14 protein-coding genes are annotated in these 17,523 nt (G+C 69.0%); 13 read left to right on the top strand and 1 reads right to left on the bottom strand.

From position 1 onward, the window contains the following. The first annotated feature begins 57 nt into the window (after positions 1 to 57). The 13 genes from Q4F19_RS06140 (at position 58) to guaD (ending at position 15,581) form a co-directional block, all read left to right on the top strand. A complete protein-coding gene (locus Q4F19_RS06140) occupies positions 58 to 1,407 on the top strand; it encodes an NCS2 family permease (protein WP_303541025.1) in 1,350 nt (449 codons plus the stop codon). Next, positions 1,407 to 2,969 (top strand): gamma-glutamyltransferase family protein, encoded by a 1,563-nt coding sequence (locus Q4F19_RS06145; protein ID WP_303540745.1) that lies wholly within the window; start codon positions 1,407 to 1,409, stop codon positions 2,967 to 2,969. The genes Q4F19_RS06140 and Q4F19_RS06145 overlap by 1 nt, the downstream gene beginning before the upstream one ends. After that, a complete protein-coding gene (locus Q4F19_RS06150) occupies positions 2,963 to 4,309 on the top strand; it encodes a Zn-dependent hydrolase (RefSeq protein WP_303540747.1) in 1,347 nt (448 codons plus the stop codon). Before Q4F19_RS06145 ends, Q4F19_RS06150 begins: the two co-directional genes overlap by 7 nt. Beyond that, positions 4,296 to 5,528: a pyridoxal-phosphate-dependent aminotransferase family protein gene (locus Q4F19_RS06155; RefSeq protein ID WP_303541026.1), complete on the top strand. Its 1,233-nt coding sequence runs from the start codon at positions 4,296 to 4,298 to the stop codon at positions 5,526 to 5,528. Before Q4F19_RS06150 ends, Q4F19_RS06155 begins: the two co-directional genes overlap by 14 nt. A gap of 103 nt (positions 5,529 to 5,631) precedes the next feature. Further along, positions 5,632 to 6,531 carry an allantoinase PuuE gene (gene puuE / locus Q4F19_RS06160; RefSeq protein ID WP_303540749.1) on the top strand — a complete coding sequence of 300 codons (900 nt, stop codon included), beginning with the start codon at positions 5,632 to 5,634 and terminating at the stop codon, positions 6,529 to 6,531. Between the two features lie 157 nt (positions 6,532 to 6,688). Further along, positions 6,689 to 7,069: an oxalurate catabolism protein HpxZ gene (gene hpxZ, locus Q4F19_RS06165; protein WP_303540751.1), complete on the top strand. Its 381-nt coding sequence runs from the start codon at positions 6,689 to 6,691 to the stop codon at positions 7,067 to 7,069. Next, a complete protein-coding gene (uraD, locus tag Q4F19_RS06170; protein ID WP_303540754.1) occupies positions 7,066 to 7,569 on the top strand; it encodes a 2-oxo-4-hydroxy-4-carboxy-5-ureidoimidazoline decarboxylase in 504 nt (167 codons plus the stop codon). Before hpxZ ends, uraD begins: the two co-directional genes overlap by 4 nt. A gap of 124 nt (positions 7,570 to 7,693) precedes the next feature. Next, a complete protein-coding gene (locus Q4F19_RS06175; RefSeq protein WP_303540756.1) occupies positions 7,694 to 9,112 on the top strand; it encodes an NAD(P)-binding domain-containing protein in 1,419 nt (472 codons plus the stop codon). Then, positions 9,109 to 9,441, top strand: a complete 333-nt coding sequence (gene uraH, locus Q4F19_RS06180; protein WP_303540757.1) for a hydroxyisourate hydrolase — start codon at positions 9,109 to 9,111, stop codon at positions 9,439 to 9,441. The genes Q4F19_RS06175 and uraH overlap by 4 nt, the downstream gene beginning before the upstream one ends. A 1-nt stretch (position 9,442) precedes the next feature. Then, positions 9,443 to 10,885, top strand: a complete 1,443-nt coding sequence (gene xdhA, locus Q4F19_RS06185) for a xanthine dehydrogenase small subunit (protein ID WP_303540759.1) — start codon at positions 9,443 to 9,445, stop codon at positions 10,883 to 10,885. Next, positions 10,878 to 13,205 carry a xanthine dehydrogenase molybdopterin binding subunit gene (gene xdhB, locus Q4F19_RS06190; RefSeq protein ID WP_303540761.1) on the top strand — a complete coding sequence of 776 codons (2,328 nt, stop codon included), beginning with the start codon at positions 10,878 to 10,880 and terminating at the stop codon, positions 13,203 to 13,205. Before xdhA ends, xdhB begins: the two co-directional genes overlap by 8 nt. Further along, entirely contained in the window at positions 13,202 to 14,053 is an 852-nt protein-coding gene (gene xdhC / locus Q4F19_RS06195) for a xanthine dehydrogenase accessory protein XdhC (RefSeq protein WP_303540762.1), read from the top strand. The genes xdhB and xdhC overlap by 4 nt, the downstream gene beginning before the upstream one ends. A 169-nt stretch (positions 14,054 to 14,222) precedes the next feature. Beyond that, complete coding sequence (gene guaD / locus Q4F19_RS06200) at positions 14,223 to 15,581, top strand: guanine deaminase (RefSeq protein WP_303540763.1); 1,359 nt, start codon at positions 14,223 to 14,225, stop codon at positions 15,579 to 15,581. On the opposite strand, the gene Q4F19_RS06205 is transcribed toward guaD, so the two are convergent. Further along, positions 15,509 to 17,485: an ATP-binding protein gene (locus tag Q4F19_RS06205; RefSeq protein ID WP_303540765.1), complete on the bottom strand. Its 1,977-nt coding sequence runs from the start codon at positions 17,483 to 17,485 to the stop codon at positions 15,509 to 15,511. The genes guaD and Q4F19_RS06205 overlap by 73 nt on opposite strands. Positions 17,486 to 17,523 lie beyond the last annotated feature (38 nt).

The raw sequence follows: 17,523 nt of genomic DNA on the forward strand, positions 1-17,523 counted from the left end.
TTGAACAAACACAAAGGCGAGGATGTCGGGGCTGCGATCGGGGGACGGCATTTGACGATAAGGTCGGCGGGCGACACGAAAGCGGCGGGCTGGCTGGAGCGCCGCTTCGAGCTGGCCGAACGCGGCACCGATGTGCGCACCGAGATCGCCGCGGGCGCGACGACCTTCCTGACGATGGCCTATATCGTGCTTGTCAATCCGGCGATCCTGGGACAGGCGGGAATGCCCGTCGCCGCGGTCGCCGCCGCGACCTGCTTCGCCGCCGCCTTCGCCAGCATCCTGATGGGGTTCGTCGCCAACATGCCCCTCGCGCTCGCGCCGGGCATGGGACTCAACGCCTATTTCAGCTTCACCGTCGTCCAGGGGATGGGCGTGCCATGGCCGATCGCCTTGGGCTGCGTGTTCGTCTCGGGGTTGTGCTTCCTTGCGCTGACGCTGGGCGGGGTGCGGCAGGCGATCGTGCGCGCGCTGCCGCCGCATCTGCTCGCCGCGACGGCCGGGGGGATCGGGCTGTTCATCGGCTTCATCGGGTTGCGCAACGCCGGGATCGTCGCCTCGTCGCCCGCGACATCGGTGACGCTCGGCAATCTCCATGCGCCGGGCGCGTGGCTGGCGATCCTCGGACTGCTGATCATCGCCGGCCTGAGCATCTGGCGGATCAAGGGCGCGATCCTGATCGGGATCGTCGCGACGACCGCTCTGGCCTGGGCGCTGGGCGACGTGACGATGACGCCCGCGCCTTATGATCTCGGCGCGATCGGCGGGACCGCGTTCAAGCTGGATCTGGCGGGCGTGCTCGGCTTCGGCGGCAAGGCGGGGCTCGGCGTCGTCGAGATCCTGTTCGTGTTCCTGTTCGTCGACCTGCTCGACAATATCGGCACCTTGGTGGGCGTCACGCGCCGCGCCGGGCTGACCGGGCCCGATGGCGAGATCCCGAACCTCAACCGGATCCTGATCGCGGATTCGGTGGCGACGATGGTCGGCGCGGTCGCGGGCACATCGACCGTGACCTCCTATGTCGAAAGCGCGGCGGGCGTGGAGGCGGGCGGGCGCACCGGGCTGACCGCGATTGTCACCGGCATATTGTTCCTGCTGACGATGTTCGTGGCGCCTTATGCGCAGCTCGTGCCGCTGGCCGCGACCGCGCCGGCGCTCATTCTGGTGGGCGCGCTGATGATGTCGCCGCTCGTCGATGTCGACTGGCACGATCCGATGGCGGCAATCCCCGCCTTCCTGACCGTGGCGATGATCCCGCTGACCTTCTCGATCGCCAACGGCCTCGCCTTCGGCATCACCGCGCACGCGGCGCTGCGGATCATCCGCGGGCAGGCGGGCAAGAAGGATGCGGCTTTGCTGATCCTGGCCGGATTGTTCGTGGTGCGCTTCGTCTGGCTCTCGGCCGGCTGATGCTCGAGACGCCGCGCAGCGACCGGGGTATGGTCACCTCGCCCCACCACCTCGCGAGCCAGGCCGGGCTCGATATCCTGAAGGAAGGCGGGACCGCGATCGAGGCGGCAGTGGCGATGGCCGCGTGCCTGGCCGTCGTCTATCCGCATATGACGGGGATTGGCGGCGACGGCTTCTGGCTGATCGCCGAGCCCGACGGCCGGGTGCGCGGGATCGACGCCTGCGGACGCGCGGCCCGGGCGGCCGATCCGTCGCTGTATGCGGGTCATGCGGCGATCCCGACGCGGGGGGCCCTTGCCGCCAATACGGTCGCTGGGACGGTTTCGGGCTGGGAGGCGGCGCTGGTGATGGCTCCGGGCACGCTGCCGCCGGCGCGGTTGCTGCGCGACGCGATCCATTATGCCGAGGCGGGCGCGCCGGTGACGCGCAGCTTCACGGAGACACTGGCGGCGAAGCGGGCCGAACTGGCGGGGCTTCCCGGGTTCGGAGAGGCTTATGCCGTCGAGGGCGGTCGGCTGCGCCAGCCGCGCCTGGCAGAGACGCTGCGGCGGATCGCCGGGGAGGGTCTCGACGCTTTCTATCGCGGGGAGCTGGCTGCGGACATCGCCGCCGATCTGGCCGATATCGGCAGCCCTGTGACCGCCGCCGATATCGCCGCGCACCGCGCGAGCGAAGTCACGCCGCTGTCGGTCGAGGCGTTCGGGGCGACGCTCTACAATCTCCCGCCGCCGACGCAGGGGCTCGCCTCCCTGCTGATCCTCGGGGCGCTCGATCGGCTCGGGACGCTCGGCCCGCAGGACGGGTTCACGCATATCCACCTGCTGGTGGAGGCGGTGAAGCAGGCGTTCCTGATCCGCGACACGCATGTCGGCGATCCTGCGGGGATGACGCTCGATCCGCAGGCGTTGCTCGACGATCAGGCCGCGCTGGAGGCGATGGCAAAGCGGGTGGATCGCGCGCGCGCCTTGCCTTGGCCGCAGCCGCCCTCGGCGGGGGACACGACCTGGTTCGGCGCGATCGACCGCGAGGGGCGCGTCGTCAGCGTGATCCAGAGCATCTTCTTCGAATTCGGATCGGGGATGGTGCTGCCGCGCACCGGCATCGTCTGGCAAAATAGGGGCTCCAGCTTCCGGCTCGCCGAAGGGGGCTGGAACCCGCTGAAGCCGGGCGCGAAGCCCTTCCACACGCTCAATCCCGCGCTGGCGCGGTTCCGGGACGGGCGGGTGATGGCCTATGGGACGATGGGTGGGGAAGGTCAGCCGCAGACGCAGGCGCAGATCTTCGCGCGCCATGTCATCTATGGCGAGCCCTTGCAGCAGGCGGTGACCGCACCGCGCTTCCTGCTCGGGCGGACATGGGGCGAACCGAGCGTGACGCTGAAGCTGGAGGATCGCTTTCCGCCCGAGACGGTGGCGGCGCTGGTCCAAGCGGGGCATGACATCGAGATGCTGCCTGCCTTCACCCCGACGATGGGCCATGCCGGCGCGCTCGTTCGCCATGTCGACGGGCTGCTGGAGGGCGCGAGCGATCCGCGCAGCGACGGCGCGGTGGCGGCGTGGTGAGCGCCCCGATCCCAGGGGGCGCCCGGGCGAAGGCGCGCTGCGATGCGCTTGGGGTCGCGCCCTATAGCGACAGCGATACCGGGCTGTTCCGCGCGTATCTGACCCCTGCCCACGCCGCCGCGCAGGAGGCGATCGGGGCTTGGATGGTCGGGGCGGGAATGGTCGTGCGGCTGGATCAGGCCGCCAATCTGATCGGGCGCTACGAGGGGTCGCAGGCGGACGCGCCGGTGCTGCTGTTCGGCAGCCATATCGACAGCGTGCGCGATGCGGGGCGCTATGACGGGCCGCTCGGGGTGATGCTCGGGATCGAGGTGGTCGCGCGGCTGAACGAAGCCAAGCGGCGCCTGCCTTTCCCGATCGAGGTGATCGCGTTCGGCGACGAGGAGGGCTCGCGCTTTCCCGCCTCGATGCTGACCAGCCGGGCAGTGGCGGGGACGTTGGAGGCGGACGCGCTGGAGGTGGCGGATCGGGATGGGGTGACTTTGCTCGATGCGCTGGCCGCCTTCCCTGCCCGTCATGCTGAACTTGTTTCAGCATCCATGGCCCGCCCTCTCGACGTGCCTGCCGGTGGCGAGGACGGGAGTTGGACCCTGAAACGAGTTCAGGGTGACGGATTTTTGAGGGCGGCGCGCACCTCCGGCTCGGTGCTCGCTTATGTCGAGCCGCATATCGAGCAGGGGCCCGTGCTCGAGGCCGAGGGGCTCGCGGTGGGGACGGTCACCGGGATCGCCGCGCAATTGCGCTATCAGGTGACCGTCAGCGGCACCGCCGGCCATGCGGGAACGACCGCGATGGGGCTGCGCCGCGACGCGTTGACCGCTGCTGCGGCCATGATCCTGGCCGTGGAGAGCGAAGCCCTGGCCGCGGGCGGCGACGTGGTCGCGACGGTCGGGCGAATGGCTGTCGGCCCGGGCGCGGTCAACGTGATCCCGGGCAAGGTGGAATATTCGATCGACGTCCGCTCGGGCGACCCGGCCGCGCGCGACGATGCGGCCGCGCAGATCGTCGACACGATCGCCGACATTGCCGAGCGGCGCGACGTGGAGTTCAACATCGAGCGGGTCCAGGACCTGCCCGCAGCACCCTGCGATCCGAAGCTGATCGCCCTGATGGATGCCGCGATCGCGCGCTGTGGCCAACGGCCGCGCCGGCTGGTCTCGGGCGCGGGGCATGATACGATGGTGATGGCAGCGCTGGCGCCGACGGCGATGCTCTTCATCCGCTGCGCGGGCGGCGTCAGCCACAATCCCGCCGAGAGCGTGACCGACGCGGATTGCGCGATCGCCCTCGACGTTCTGACCGCCTTCGTCGATCTGCTGGAGCATGATGTCCTTGCCTGACCTGTTTCGCGAGATCGATCCGCCCCAGCGGCTGCTGATGGGCCCCGGCCCGGTCAACGCGCATCCGCGCGTGCTGCGCGCGATGGCGGCCGATCTGCTCGGCCAGTTCGATCCCGAGATGACCGACTATATGAACGAGGTGATGGCGCTCTACCGCCCGATCTTCGGGACGGAGAATCGCTGGACCTTCCTCGTCGACGGCACCGCGCGGGCGGGGATCGAGGCGGCGCTCGTGTCGATGGTGTCGCCGGGGCAGAATGTGCTCGTTCTCTGCTTTGGCCGCTTCGGATTGCTGCTGACCGAGATCCTCGATCGGATCGGCGCGATCGTCGAGATCATCGAAGTGCCGTGGGGCGAAATCGTCCCGCTCGACCAGATCGCGCAGGCGATCGAGCGCTTCGGGCCGAAGCTCGTCGCGACCGTGCATGGCGATACGTCGACGACGATGGCGCAGCCACTGGAGGGCCTGGGCGACCTCTGCCGCGCGGCGGGCGTGCTCTCTTATGTGGATGCGACCGCGACGATCGGCGGGATGGAGATCGCCGCCGACCGCTGGGGCGTGGATGTCGTCACCGGCGGCCTGCAGAAATGCCTGGGCGGGCCATCCGGCTCGGCGCCGATCACGATCTCGGACATGGCCGCCGAGCGCATCTTTTCGCGCCGGCATGTCGAGCTCGGACTGCAGACGGCCAAGCCGATCGAGAATCGCGGGCGGCGGATCGGCTCGAACTATTTCGATCTGGCGATGATCATGGATTATTGGTCGGAGAAGCGCCTCAACCATCATACCGAGGCGACGACGATGCTCTACGGCGCGCGGGAATGCGCGCGCGTGACGCTGGGCGAAGGGCTCGAGGCGCGGTTCGACCGCCATGCCGCCGCGGGCCGGGCGATGACGGCCGGGCTGCGCGCGATGGGCCTCATCGTCTATGGCGACGATCGCTACCGGATGACCAACATCACCGGCGTCTATATTCCCAAGGGCGTGGACGGCGAGGCCGTGCGCCGGCGGATGCGCGAGGATTTCGAGATCGAGATCGGGACGGCCTTCGGGCAGCTCGCCGGCAAGATCTGGCGGATCGGCGCGATGGGCTACAATGCGATGAAGCATAAGGTGCTGATCACCCTGGGCGCGCTGGAGGCGGCGTTGCGCGCGGAGGGTTTCCAGGCGCCGCCGGGGGCGGGTGTCGATGCCGCGCTCGCGGCATGGGGCGAATGAAAGCGCGCCTCTTCCCGTTCGTCCTGAGCGAAGTCGAAGGACGGGCCACGGGCGTTGCGCTGGCGAGCACGTGCTTCGACTTCGCTCAGCACGAACGGATTTTATGGCGTTCGGGGGAAAGCGCCGCGTGAGTAACCGCGATCTCGTCGGCTATGGCGCCTCGCCGCCCGATGCGCGCTGGCCGGGTGGCGCGCGGGTCGCGGTGCAGTTCGTGATCAATTATGAGGAGGGCGCCGAAAATTCGGTGCTCAACGGCGACGAACGCTCCGAAGGGTTTCTGTCCGAGATGGTCGGCGCGGCGACGCATCCGGCGCGGGCGATGGCGATGGAGAGCCTGTACGAATATGGCAGCCGCGCGGGCTTCTGGCGGCTGCACCGGATCTTCACCGAGCGAGCCGCGCCGGTGACGGTGTTCGGCGTCGCCAAGGCGATGGAGGCCAATCCGCAAGCCGTCGCGGCGATGCAGGCCGCGGGCTGGGAGATTGCCAGCCATGGGCTGCGCTGGATCGACTATCAGAGCGTGCCCGAAGAGGTGGAGCGCGCGCATATCGCCGAGGCCATCACGCTGCATACGCGGCTGACCGGCGAGCGCCCGCTCGGCTGGTATCAGGGGCGGACCTCGCCCAACACCGCGCGGCTCGTCGCCGAAGAAGGCGGCTTCGTCTACGATGCGGACAGCTATGCCGACGATGTGCCTTATCATGCGCCATCCGGGCAGTTGATCGTGCCCTATACGCTTGACGCGAACGACATGAAGTTCGTCGCGCTGAACGGCTTCACCGCGCCCGACCAGTTCTTCGCCTATCTGCGCGATACGTTCGAGCAATTGCGCGCCGAGGGCGGTCGGATGATGTCGATCGGGCTGCACGGGCGGATCGCCGGCAAGCCCGCGCGCGCGGCGGCGGTGGCGCGCTTCCTCGATCATGTGATCGCGAGCGGCGACGCGTGGATCGCGCGGCGGATCGACATCGCGCGGCACTGGCTGGAGGTGCATCCGGCATGAGCCCCGCCCCCTGCCCGCAGGGCCTCTCTTCCTCCTTCTCCTCCGCGTCTCCGCGTCTCTGCGTGAAAAGAATTTGGGTTCACGCAGAGGCGCAGAGACGCAGAGGAGAGAATGAGAGCATGGCCCTGCGGGCCGATGCAAACGGGGAGGGTCAGGCATGATTTTCAACGATCCCGAGACCGTGGCGGCGGTGCGCGCGGCGTTCGATGCCTATGAGGCGGCGCTGATGGCGGACGATGTCGCGGCGATGGATGCGCTGTTCCACCCTGCCGACACGACGGTGCGCTACGGCGTCGGCGAGGTGCTGTACGGGATCGACGAGATCCGGGAATTCCGGAAAGGGCGCGGCGGATCGCCGCAGCGCGTGCTGGAGCGCGTCGAGATCGCGACCTTCGATACCGATCTGGCCATCGCCAATGCCGAATTCCGGCGCGAGGGGGATCCCCGGCGTGGGCGGCAGAGCCAGACATGGGTGCGCTTTGCGGACGGCTGGAAGGTCGTTTCGGCGCATGTCTCGATCGAAGGGAGCACGTCGTGACGATCGACGAGATCAATGCGCTGGATGCGGCGGGCTTCGTCGCGAAATTCGGTTTCCTGTTCGAGCATAGCCCCTGGATCGTGCGCGAGGCCGAGGCGCGGCGACCGTTTGCCGACATCGCGGCGATGGAGGCGGCGATGGCGGACATCGTCACGCAGGCGCCGCATCTCGACCAGCTCAAGTTGCTGCGCGCGCATCCGGAGCTGGCGAGCAAGGCGGCGGTCGACAAGACGCTGACGCAGGCCTCGAACGCCGAGCAGGCCTCGGCCGGGCTCGATCGGCTGACGCAGGACGAGTATGACCTCTTCCACGATCTCAACCGCCGCTATCGCGAGCGGTTCGGCTTTCCGTTCATCATCTGCGTACGGCTGGCGGACAAGGCACAGATCCTTGCCGCGATGCGCGAGCGGCTCGGCAATACCGAGGACTACGAGATCGAGACCGCGATCGGCGAGATCGGCCGGATCGTGCATCTGCGGCTGAAGGATGTGCTCGGTTGAAGATCGTCCCCCCTGCCTCCGTTCGTGCTGAGCGTAGTCGAAGCACGGGCCCCGAGCGGTGCCGCTTGCAGCACGTCCTTCGACTTCGCTCAGGACGAACGGATGAATATTCGAGGAGGGTGGCATGAGCCTCGCTGCCCTCGAAGCACGCGTCGCCGCCGATCTCGCCGCGCTCGATCATGGCAAGCCGAGCTGGGTGCGGCCGCGGCGCGAGGCGTATGACGTGGTCATCGTCGGCGGCGGGCAATCGGGTCTGGGGGCGGCGTTCGGCCTGCTGCGGGAGCGTATCTCGAACATCCTGATCATCGACGAGAATCCGGCGGGCTACGAAGGCCCGTGGGACACCTATGCGCGGATGATCACGCTGCGCACGCCCAAGTCGATCACCTCGATCGACCTCGGCATACCGAGCCTGACCTTCCGGAGCTATTGGGAGGCGCGCGCGGGCGCAGCTGCGTGGGAGGCGATCGACAAGATCCCGCGGCGCGACTGGATGGACTATCTGCGCTGGTATCGCGCGGTGCTCGATCTGCCGGTCCGCAACGACGTGACCCTCGAACGGATCGAACCGCAGGACGGCGGCGTACATCGCCTGCACGTGACCGGGGCGGGCGCGCCCGAAGGGGGCACGATCCTCGCGCGCAAGGTGATCCTCGCGACGGGCATACAGGGCGGGGGCGAATGGCATGTGCCGGGCTTCATCCGCGCGGCACTCCCCGCCTCGCGTTATGCGCACACGTCCGAGGCGATCGACTTCGCCGAATTGCGCGACCAGCGCGTCGCGATCCTCGGCGGGGGCGCGTCGGCGTTCGACAATGCGCAGCATGCGCTGGCTGAGGGCGTCGCCGAGGCGCATGTGTTCCTGCGCCGGCCTGAGATGCCGCGCGTCAATCCGATCCGCTTCATGGAATCTTCGGGCCTCGTCGGGCGTTTCGCGGGGCTGGACGATGCGGGCAAATATCGCGTGATGGAGAGCTTCTTCCGCCGCAACCAGCCGCCGACCAACGACACCTTCTCGCGCGCGGCCGCCTATCCGGGCTTCACCCTGCACCTCGGCGAACCGTGGGAGAGCGTGCGCGAGGAGGGCGATGCGGTGATCGTCGAGACGCCCAAGGGCGCCTGGCCGTTCGATTTCCTGATCCTCTCGACCGGGCTGGTCACCGATCCCAAGCTGCGGCCCGAACTGGCCGAGCTCGCCGACGACATATTGCGCTGGCGCGACCGCTACGACGCGCCTGCCGACCTCGCCAATCCGCTGATCGATGCGCATCCCTATCTGGGGGCGGGGTTCGAGATGCAGGGGCGCGACGCGGGGGCGGAGGCACGCGTCCACGGGCTGTTCGCGTTCAATTACTCGGCTTTGATCAGCCTGGGGCTTTCCGCGGCGGCGCTGTCGGGGCTCAAATATGCGGTGCCGCGGCTCGTCGAGGGGGTCGCGCGCCAGCTGTTCCTGGATGACCGCGAGGCGATATTGGGCGACTATGAGGCCTATGCGGAGCTGGAATTCGTGAGCGACGGGCTGACCGGGGAGAGGCGCGCATGAGCCTGTCGACGCACGTCCTCGACACGACGCACGGTTGCCCGGCCGCGGGCGTATCGATCCTGCTGGAGGCGGGCGGCGCGATCCTGTTCGCGGGCGAGACCGACGGCGACGGGCGCTGCCCGGGGCTGAAGGGGCTCGCCTTTCCGGTGGGATCGTATCGGCTGACCTTCGCGGTCGCGGATTATTTCCGGTGCCGGGGCGCGACGCTGCCCGAACCGCCCTTCCTCGATCGCGTGAGCGTGGACTTCGGGATCGCCGATGCGGGGGCGCATTATCATGTGCCCTTGCTCGTCTCGCCCTTCGGTTACTCCACCTATCGGGGGAGCTGAGATGGGCGTACGCTTCCTGCTCGACGGCGATGTGATCGAGACGGGACCCGTCGATCCGACGATGACCGTGCTGGAGCTGCTGCGCTATCGGCTGCGGCGGACGGGCACCAAGGAAGGCTGCGCCGAGGGCGATTGCGGGGCGTGCACCGTACTGGTCGGCGAACTGCTCGAGCCGGACAGCTCGATCGTGAAATGGCGCGCGGTCAATGCGTGCATCCTGTTCGTCGGGATGATCGACGGGCGCGCTTTGATGACGGTCGAGAGCCTCGGCGGGAGCGCGCCGATCCAGCGCGAGATGGTCGCGCGGCACGGATCGCAATGCGGCTTCTGCACGCCGGGCTTCATCATGTCGCTGCACGCGCGCAGCCTCGGCGCGAGCGGGAGCGAGCTGCCGGTGGCGGACGTGATCGCGGGCAATCTGTGCCGCTGCACAGGCTATGGGCCGATCCTCGCGGCGGGCGACGCGGTGCCGCCGGCGCCTCATCACGACGGCGCGCTGGTCGATGCACTCTCCGCGATCCAGCGCGCGGAGCCTCTGTCCTTCACTTTTGACGATCCGCTCGTCGGGCACGCGCGGAGCTGGTTCGCGCCGCGATCGATCGACGAACTGGCCGCCTATCTCGCCGATCGTCCCGAGGCGCGGATCGTCGCGGGGGCGACCGATGTCGGTCTGTGGGTGACGAAACAGCAGCGCATCCTCGACGAGATCGTCTGGGTCGGCGACGTGCGCGATTTCGATCTGATCACGCCCCACGACGACGGTTCTTGGACCTTCGCCGCAGGCGTCCGCTATGCGAGCGCGCACGCGATCCTCGCTGCGATCCATCCCGAGCTGGGCGAGCTCGTCCGCCGGATCGGCGGGCTGCAGGTGCGCAATTCGGGGACGATCGGCGGCAATATCGCCAATGGCTCGCCGATCGGCGACATGCCGCCGGCATTGATCGCGCTCGGCGCGACGCTGGTGCTGCGGCGGGGAGACGCGGTGCGCGAGATGCCGATCGAGGCGTATTTCCTCGATTATGGCAAGCAGGACCGGCGGCCGGGCGAGTTCGTCGCCGCGGTCCGCATCCCGCCTGCGCCGCCCTTGTTCCGGATCGCCAAGCTGTCGAAGCGCTTCGACAGCGACATCTCGGCTGTGTGCGCCGCGTTCGCGCTCGACATCGTCGATGGCGTGGTGCGGACGGCACGGCTCGCCTTCGGGGGGATGGCGGGCATCCCGAAGCGCGCCGCCGCAGCGGAGGCCGCGCTTGTCGGGCAGGCGTGGAGCGAGGCCGTGGTCGAGGCGGCCGCGCTCGCGCTCGCGCAGGACTTCACGCCGCTGAGCGACATGCGCGCCTCAGCCGCCTATCGCCTGCTCGCCGCGCAGAACCTTATCCGCCGGCTGTGGATCGAGAGCGAGGCGCCGGAAGAGGCACTGTCGGTGCTGGCGCTGGCCGATGGCTGAGCGCGATCCGCCCCGGCTGCGCGCGGTGCGCCAGTCGCTGCCGCACGACAGCGCCGAGGCGCATGTCGCAGGAGGCGCTGTCTATGTCGACGACATGCCCGAGCCGCCGGGGATGCTGCACCTGGCGTTCGGCCAAAGCGCGCATGCTGCGGCTACGATCGTGGCGATGGACCTGTCGCCGGTGCGCGCTGCGCCGGGCGTGATCGCGGTCTTCGCGCGCGACGACATTCCCGGCACGAACAGCGTCGGCCCCGTATTCGACGACGACAAGCTCTTCGCCGAGGATGCGGTCTATTGCGGCGGGCAGGCGCTGTTCCTCGTCGCCGCGACCAGCCCGACGGCGGCGCGGCGCGCGGCGAAACTGGCGCGGATCGATTACGAGGTCGCGAGCCCGCTGGTAACGATCGCTGCGGCGCGGGCGGCCGGATCGGTGCTCGAAGACGCGCAGCATATGACGCGCGGCGATGCCGATGCTGCGCTCGATGCTGCGCAATACCGGATCACCGGCAGCCTGGAGATCGGCGGGCAGGATCACTTCTATCTGGAGGGCCAGATCGCGATCGCGACGCCGGGCGAAGGCGGCACGATCCACATCCTCTCCTCGACCCAGCATCCGAGCGAGATCCAGCATATCGTCGCGAAGCTGCTCAAGCTCACCCATGCCGACGTAACCGTCGAGGTGCGGCGGATGGGCGGCGCGTTCGGCGGCAAGGAGAGCCAGGCGTCGCTGTTCGCGGCGGCCTGCGCGCTCGTCGCCGCGAAGACCGGCCGCCCCGCCAAATTCCGCGTCGACCGCGACGATGATATGGTGATGACGGGCAAGCGCCACGATTTCACCGCCGATTACGACGTCGGCTTCGATTCCAACGGCCGGATCGAGGGGATCAGGCTGGAGCTCGCCTCGCGCTGCGGCGCGACCGACGATCTGAGCCGCGCGATCAACGATCGGGCGATGTTCCACGCCGACAATTGCTATCATCTGCCTGCGGTCGCGATCGTCAGCCACCGGTTGAAGACCAATACCGTCTCCAACACCGCTTTTCGCGGCTTCGGCGGGCCGCAGGGGATGCTGGCGATCGAGCGCGTCATCGACGCGATCGCCGATGCGGTGGGCCGCGATCCGCTCGAGGTGCGGCGGATCAACCTCTACGGGCCGGGGCGCGACGTGACGCCCTACCATATGCAGGTGACCGACAATATCGCGCCCGAGCTGATCGAGGCGCTCGCCGCCTCGTCGCGCTACGCGGAGCGGGCGGCAGAGGTCGCGGCGTGGAATGCCTCGCATCGGATCATCAAGAAGGGGATCGCGCTGACCCCGGTCAAGTTCGGGATCAGCTTCACGACGACGCATCTCAACCAGGCCGGCGCGCTGGTGCTCGTCTATGCGGACGGATCGATCCAGCTGAATCACGGCGGGACCGAGATGGGCCAGGGGCTCTATATCAAGGTCGCACAGATCGTCGCCGACGTATTCGCGGTGCCGGTAGAGTGCGTGCGGATCACCGCGACGACGACGGGCAAGGTGCCCAACACCTCGGCGACCGCCGCTTCCTCCGGCGCCGATCTCAACGGCATAGCCGCGCAGCGCGCGGCGGAGACGATCCGCGACCGGCTCGCGGCACTGGCCGGCGAGCTTCACGGCTGCGCGGCGGACACCGTGCGCTTCACGAGCGAGGGCGTACGCGCGGGCGAGGCGCTCGTGCCGTTCCATGATCTGTGCCGGCAGGCGCATCTCGCGCGCGTCTCGCTCGCCTCGACCGGCTTCTACGCGACGCCGGACATCGCCTATGACCGCAAGACGCACAGCGGGCGTCCTTTCTATTATTTCGCCTACGGTGCCTCCGTCTCCGAGGTCGCGATCGATACGCTGACCGGCGAGCACAAGGTGCTGGCGGTCGACATCCTCCACGATGTCGGGCGCAGCCTGAACCCTGCGATCGATCTCGGCCAGATCGAGGGCGGGTTCGTGCAGGGAATGGGCTGGCTGACGACCGAGGAACTGGTGTTCGACGATGCCGGGCGGCTGCGCACGCACGCGCCCTCCACCTACAAGATCCCGACCGCAAGCGACCGGCCGGCGCGGATGGAGATCGCGCTCTGGGACGGGCGCAACGTCGAGCCGACCGTGCATCGCTCCAAGGCGGTGGGCGAGCCGCCCTTGATGCTGCCCATTTCGGTCTTCTCCGCGCTGACCCGTGCGGTTGCCGCCGCGGCGCCGGGCAAGGGACTGCCCGCGCTCGATGCGCCCGCGACCCCCGAGCGCATCCTGCGCGCGATCGGCGAATTGCGCGCGCGAGCGCCCACGTCGGCAGCGCTGTGACGGAGCTGCTCAAAACCCACGCCACCGCCCGCATCACCGTGCTCGCCACCGAAGGTTCGGCGCCGCGCGGGCCGGGCACGGCAATGACGGTGACGGTCGACAGCGTCGACGGCACGATCGGCGGCGGCAATCTCGAATATCGCGCAATCGAACAGGCGCGGCTCCTGCTCGCGCATCCCGAAGGCAAGTGGCGCGTCCAGGATTATCCGCTGGGGCCCCTGCTCGGCCAATGCTGCGGCGGGCGGGTACGGCTGCTGATCGAGCGGATGGACGAAGCACTGCCGGACGGGACCGTGCTCCATTTCGCGCCCGATCGCGTGGCGCGCGAGCCCGGCGACGCGCCGCCCCTCTCCGCGCGCGGCACGCGTCCCGAGCCCGGCGAGCGCTGGGCGGCGCCTGCCGATATTCCCCGCACGCCGCTGATGCTGTTCGGCGCGGGCCATGTCGGCCGCGCCGTCGCGCGCGCGCTGGACGGCCTGCCCTATCTGGTTGGCTGGTACGACACGCGGCCGGATTATGCCGATCTGCCCGGCGTCACGCTCTGCACCGACGACGCGATCGAGGAGTGCGTCGGCGAATTGCAGAGGCATGGTGCGATCCTGATCATGACGCACGATCATGCGCTCGATTACCGGCTGGCGCGCGCGGCCTTGAGCGGCGGCGCGCGCTATATCGGGCTGATCGGATCGCACACGAAGCGCGCGCGCTTCGTCTCGCGGCTCGAGGCCGAAGCCATCGACGTGACGCGGCTGACCTGCCCGATCGGCCTCCCGGGCATCGCCGGCAAGGAGCCCGCCGTGATCGCTGCCTCGGTCGCCGCGCAACTGTTGATCGAGTGCGCGCCGTGACGCCGCTTTTCGCTTTTCCCGCGCAGCGGTTCCCTTCTTTTTTTTCTCTCCGCGTCTCCGCGCCTCCGCGTGAACCCCCTCTTCTTTCACGCAGAGACGCAGAGACGCAGAGGGCGACAAACGAGGGTCGGCCTTCCGCTTCCGGGGGCATGGCGATGGGCGCGTCGGCATGACGGTTCTGGGCATTCGCGCGGAGTTGCTGGCGGTGCGCGGCGATCCGGCGGTCGCGGGCGAGGAGGCGATCGTCCATCATGCCGACGGGCTGATCGTGATCGAGGATGGGATCGTCGCCGCATATGGCGATCATGCGGTGCTGGCGGAACGGCACCCGACGCTGGCAATCGAGGACCGGCGCGGACTCCTGCTCGTGCCCGGCTTCATCGACTGCCATGTCCATTATCCGCAGACCGAGCGGATCGCGGCACATGGCGCGCAATTGCTCGACTGGCTGGAGCGGCACATCTTCCCGGCCGAGCAGGCCTTCGCCGACCGCGCGCATGCCGACGACGTCGCGGGCTTCTTCCTCGACGAATTGCTGCGCAACGGCACGACGAGCGCGCTCGTCTTCGCGACCGTGCACGCCAGCTCGGTCGATGCGCTGTTCGATGCGGCGCTCGCGCGCGACATGCGGATCATCTCGGGCAAGACGCTGATGGATCGCGAAGCGCCGACGGCCCTGTGCGACACGGTCGAAAGCGGGCGCGCCCAGAGCGAGGCCCTGATCGCGCGGTGGCGCGGGCGCGGGCGGCTCGGTTATGCGGTGACCCCGCGCTTCGCTTTGACCTCGACGCGGGCGCAGCTGGCAAGCGCTGGCGAGCTGCTCGCCGCGCATCCCGACGCGCTGCTCCATACGCACCTGTCCGAGAATCTCGGCGAGATCGCCGCGGTCGGCGCGGCCTTCCCGGAAGCGGCGGACTATCTCGACGTCTATGCGCGGCACGGGCTGGTCGGCGCGCGCTCGGTGTTCGCGCATGGCGTGCATCTCGACGACGGGGCGATGGCGCGGCTCGGCGCGGCGGGATCGGCGATCGCCTTCTGCCCGACCTCGAACCTGTTCCTCGGCTCCGGATTATTCGATCTGGCGCGGGCGGATGCGCGCGGCGTGCGCGTCGGGATCGGCACCGATGTCGGCGCGGGAACGAGCTTCTCGATCCTCCATACGCTCGGCGAGGCGTACAAGGTCTGCCAGATGCGCGGCGCCAGCCTCGATCCGTTCCGTGCCTTGTGGCTCGCGACGGGCGCCGGCGCGCATGCGCTGCACATCGCGGATCGCGTCGGCGGGCTGGCGCCGGGGCAGGAGGCCGATTTCGTGCTGCTCGATGCCGCGGCGACGCCTTTGCTCGCACGGCGAACGGCAGGGCTCCCGCTCGCCGAGCGGCTGTTCGCGCTGCAGATATTGGGCGACGATCGCGCAGTGGCGGAAACCTGGGTCGCCGGGCGCCCGGCGCACCGGCGTCAGGCGTTCGCGAGCGGCTCCGACGTGACCAGAGCGGCGGCGACGGCGCCGGCCAGGCCCGCCAGCGTATAAGGCTTTCTCAGCACGTCGTGGCCCGAGAAACTGTCCGCCTCGCCCGCCTCGCCGACATAGCCAGTGACGAACAGCACCGCGAGGCCGGGATGCCGCGGGCGGACCGCGCGGACGAGTTCGGGCCCGGTCATGCCCGGCATCAGCACATCGGTGATCATCAGGCGGATGTCGCTGCGCTCGGCCAGCAAGGCGATCGCCTCCTCGCCCGATCCGAGCAGGATCGGCGCGTAGCCGAGCTCGACGAGCGCTTCGCCCGTGGCGGAGCGGACGCGGACGTCATCCTCGACGACGAGGATCGCCGGCACGTCATCCGACGGCAACCGCTCGGCAATAGCGTGTGCAACGGGCGCTTCGGCCGCCGCCACCTCGCCCCGATGGCGCGGGAGATAGAGCGAGACGGTCGTGCCCACGCCCTCGCGGCTCTGCAGGATCACGTCGCCGCCCGACTGGCGCGCGAAGCCGAAGATCTGGCTGAGGCCGAGCCCCGTCCCCTCGCCGACCGCCTTGGTCGTGAAGAAAGGCTCGAAAACGCGCTCCAGCACCGCTTGGCTCATGCCCTGGCCGTTGTCGGTGACGGCGATGCGGACATAATCGCCGCCCGCGAGCACGCCGATCGCACCTTCGCGCACGCGCGCATTGGCCGCCGCCATGTCGAGGATGCCGACGCCGCCCATCGCATCGCGCGCATTGACGCAGAGGTTCAGGATCGCATTTTCGAGCTGATAGGGATCGATCCAGACCGGCCACAACCCGGGTTCCGACTGGATGCGGACCTCGATCCGCTCGCCGATCGTGCGATCGATCAGGTCCTGCATGCCGTGGAGCAGCTGGCCGCCGTCGATCGCCTGCGGCAGCAGCGGCTCGGCGCGCGCGAAGGTGAGCAGGCGCCGCGTGAGCGCGGCGGCGCGGGTCGCCCCGTCCATCGCGCTGTCGAGGTGGCGAGAGGCCTCGGCCGCCTGATCGATGACGCGCTTGCGCGCGAGCTCTAGCCCGCCGATCACGACCGCGAGCATGTTGTTAAAGTCGTGCGCGATGCCGCCGGTGAGCTGGCCGACCGCCTCCATCTTCTGGATCTGACGCAGCTTGGTCTCGGCTTCCTCGCGCGTCGCCGCCTCGGCGACGAGCTTGCTGTTGGCGGCGCTCAGCTCCTCGGTCCGCTCGGCGACCGCGCGCTCGAGCAGGAAGGCGCGGTCGAGCTCGGCCATCGTCTCCTCATTGGCGATGCGGCGTTCGTTGAGCGCGGTGACGAGCATCCAGCCCGCGGCGATCGCCGACAGCATCAGCACCGCGCCGACCGCGGACATCATCTTGGTCAGCCAGTTCGAGCGATAGGCCGAGGCCCAGGCCTGGCTGTCGCGCTCGTCGAGCAAAGCGCGCTCGCTGTCGATGATCTGACGGAGCAGCAGGGTGATGTCGAGCACGTCGTCCGATCGCGCGGCGCGCCCGAAGATCGAGAGCGCGGCGCTGTTCTGCTTATAGTTGAGCCGCGTCGCCGAGGCGCGCAGTTGCTCGCCGCGCCTCTCGTAGAGCGCCTGCAGCTTCTCGATCCGGGCCAGCTGCGGCGGATCGCCCGCGACCAGATCGTGCAACGTGGCGATCTTGCTGCCGGCGGTCTGCCATTCGTCGTAGAAAAGCGTGCCTTTCTCGCGATCGGTATTGATGATCGCGCGGCCGAGCGCTGCCTCCGCGCGCGCCATCGCGCCATCCGCCTCGCCGGTCAGGAGGATGACGTTGAAACTGTGCTGCTTGCGGTTCTGCGCGGCCTCACGCTCCTCGCTCGACCGCTGGACGAGGATGATGAGCGCAGCGAGCAGCAAGGCGGCGAGCAACGTGAACAGCCCGGCGAGCACGCGCGCGCGCAACGGCCCGGCATCGGCCCTGGCGAAGTCGCCCTGCTCCATCATCGCATCGTCTTACGCCGCGGTTTGCCGCCGCGAAAGCG

The sequence above is a fragment of the Sphingomonas natans genome, from assembly GCF_030546695.1.
Taxonomy (GTDB): domain Bacteria; phylum Pseudomonadota; class Alphaproteobacteria; order Sphingomonadales; family Sphingomonadaceae; genus Sphingomonas_I; species Sphingomonas_I natans.

Coding starts and splice junctions, on each gene's coding strand:
- Q4F19_RS06145 (WP_303540745.1), top strand. CDS start 1,407: ATGCTCGAGACGCCGCGCAGCGACCGGGGTATGGTCACCTCGCCCCAC.
- Q4F19_RS06155 (WP_303541026.1), top strand. CDS start 4,296: ATGTCCTTGCCTGACCTGTTTCGCGAGATCGATCCGCCCCAGCGGCTG.
- puuE (WP_303540749.1), top strand. CDS start 5,632: ATGGCGTTCGGGGGAAAGCGCCGCGTGAGTAACCGCGATCTCGTCGGC.
- hpxZ (WP_303540751.1), top strand. CDS start 6,689: ATGATTTTCAACGATCCCGAGACCGTGGCGGCGGTGCGCGCGGCGTTC.
- Q4F19_RS06175 (WP_303540756.1), top strand. CDS start 7,694: ATGAGCCTCGCTGCCCTCGAAGCACGCGTCGCCGCCGATCTCGCCGCG.
- uraH (WP_303540757.1), top strand. CDS start 9,109: ATGAGCCTGTCGACGCACGTCCTCGACACGACGCACGGTTGCCCGGCC.
- xdhA (WP_303540759.1), top strand. CDS start 9,443: ATGGGCGTACGCTTCCTGCTCGACGGCGATGTGATCGAGACGGGACCC.
- xdhB (WP_303540761.1), top strand. CDS start 10,878: ATGGCTGAGCGCGATCCGCCCCGGCTGCGCGCGGTGCGCCAGTCGCTG.
- guaD (WP_303540763.1), top strand. CDS start 14,223: ATGACGGTTCTGGGCATTCGCGCGGAGTTGCTGGCGGTGCGCGGCGAT.
- Q4F19_RS06205 (WP_303540765.1), bottom strand. CDS start 17,485: ATGATGGAGCAGGGCGACTTCGCCAGGGCCGATGCCGGGCCGTTGCGC.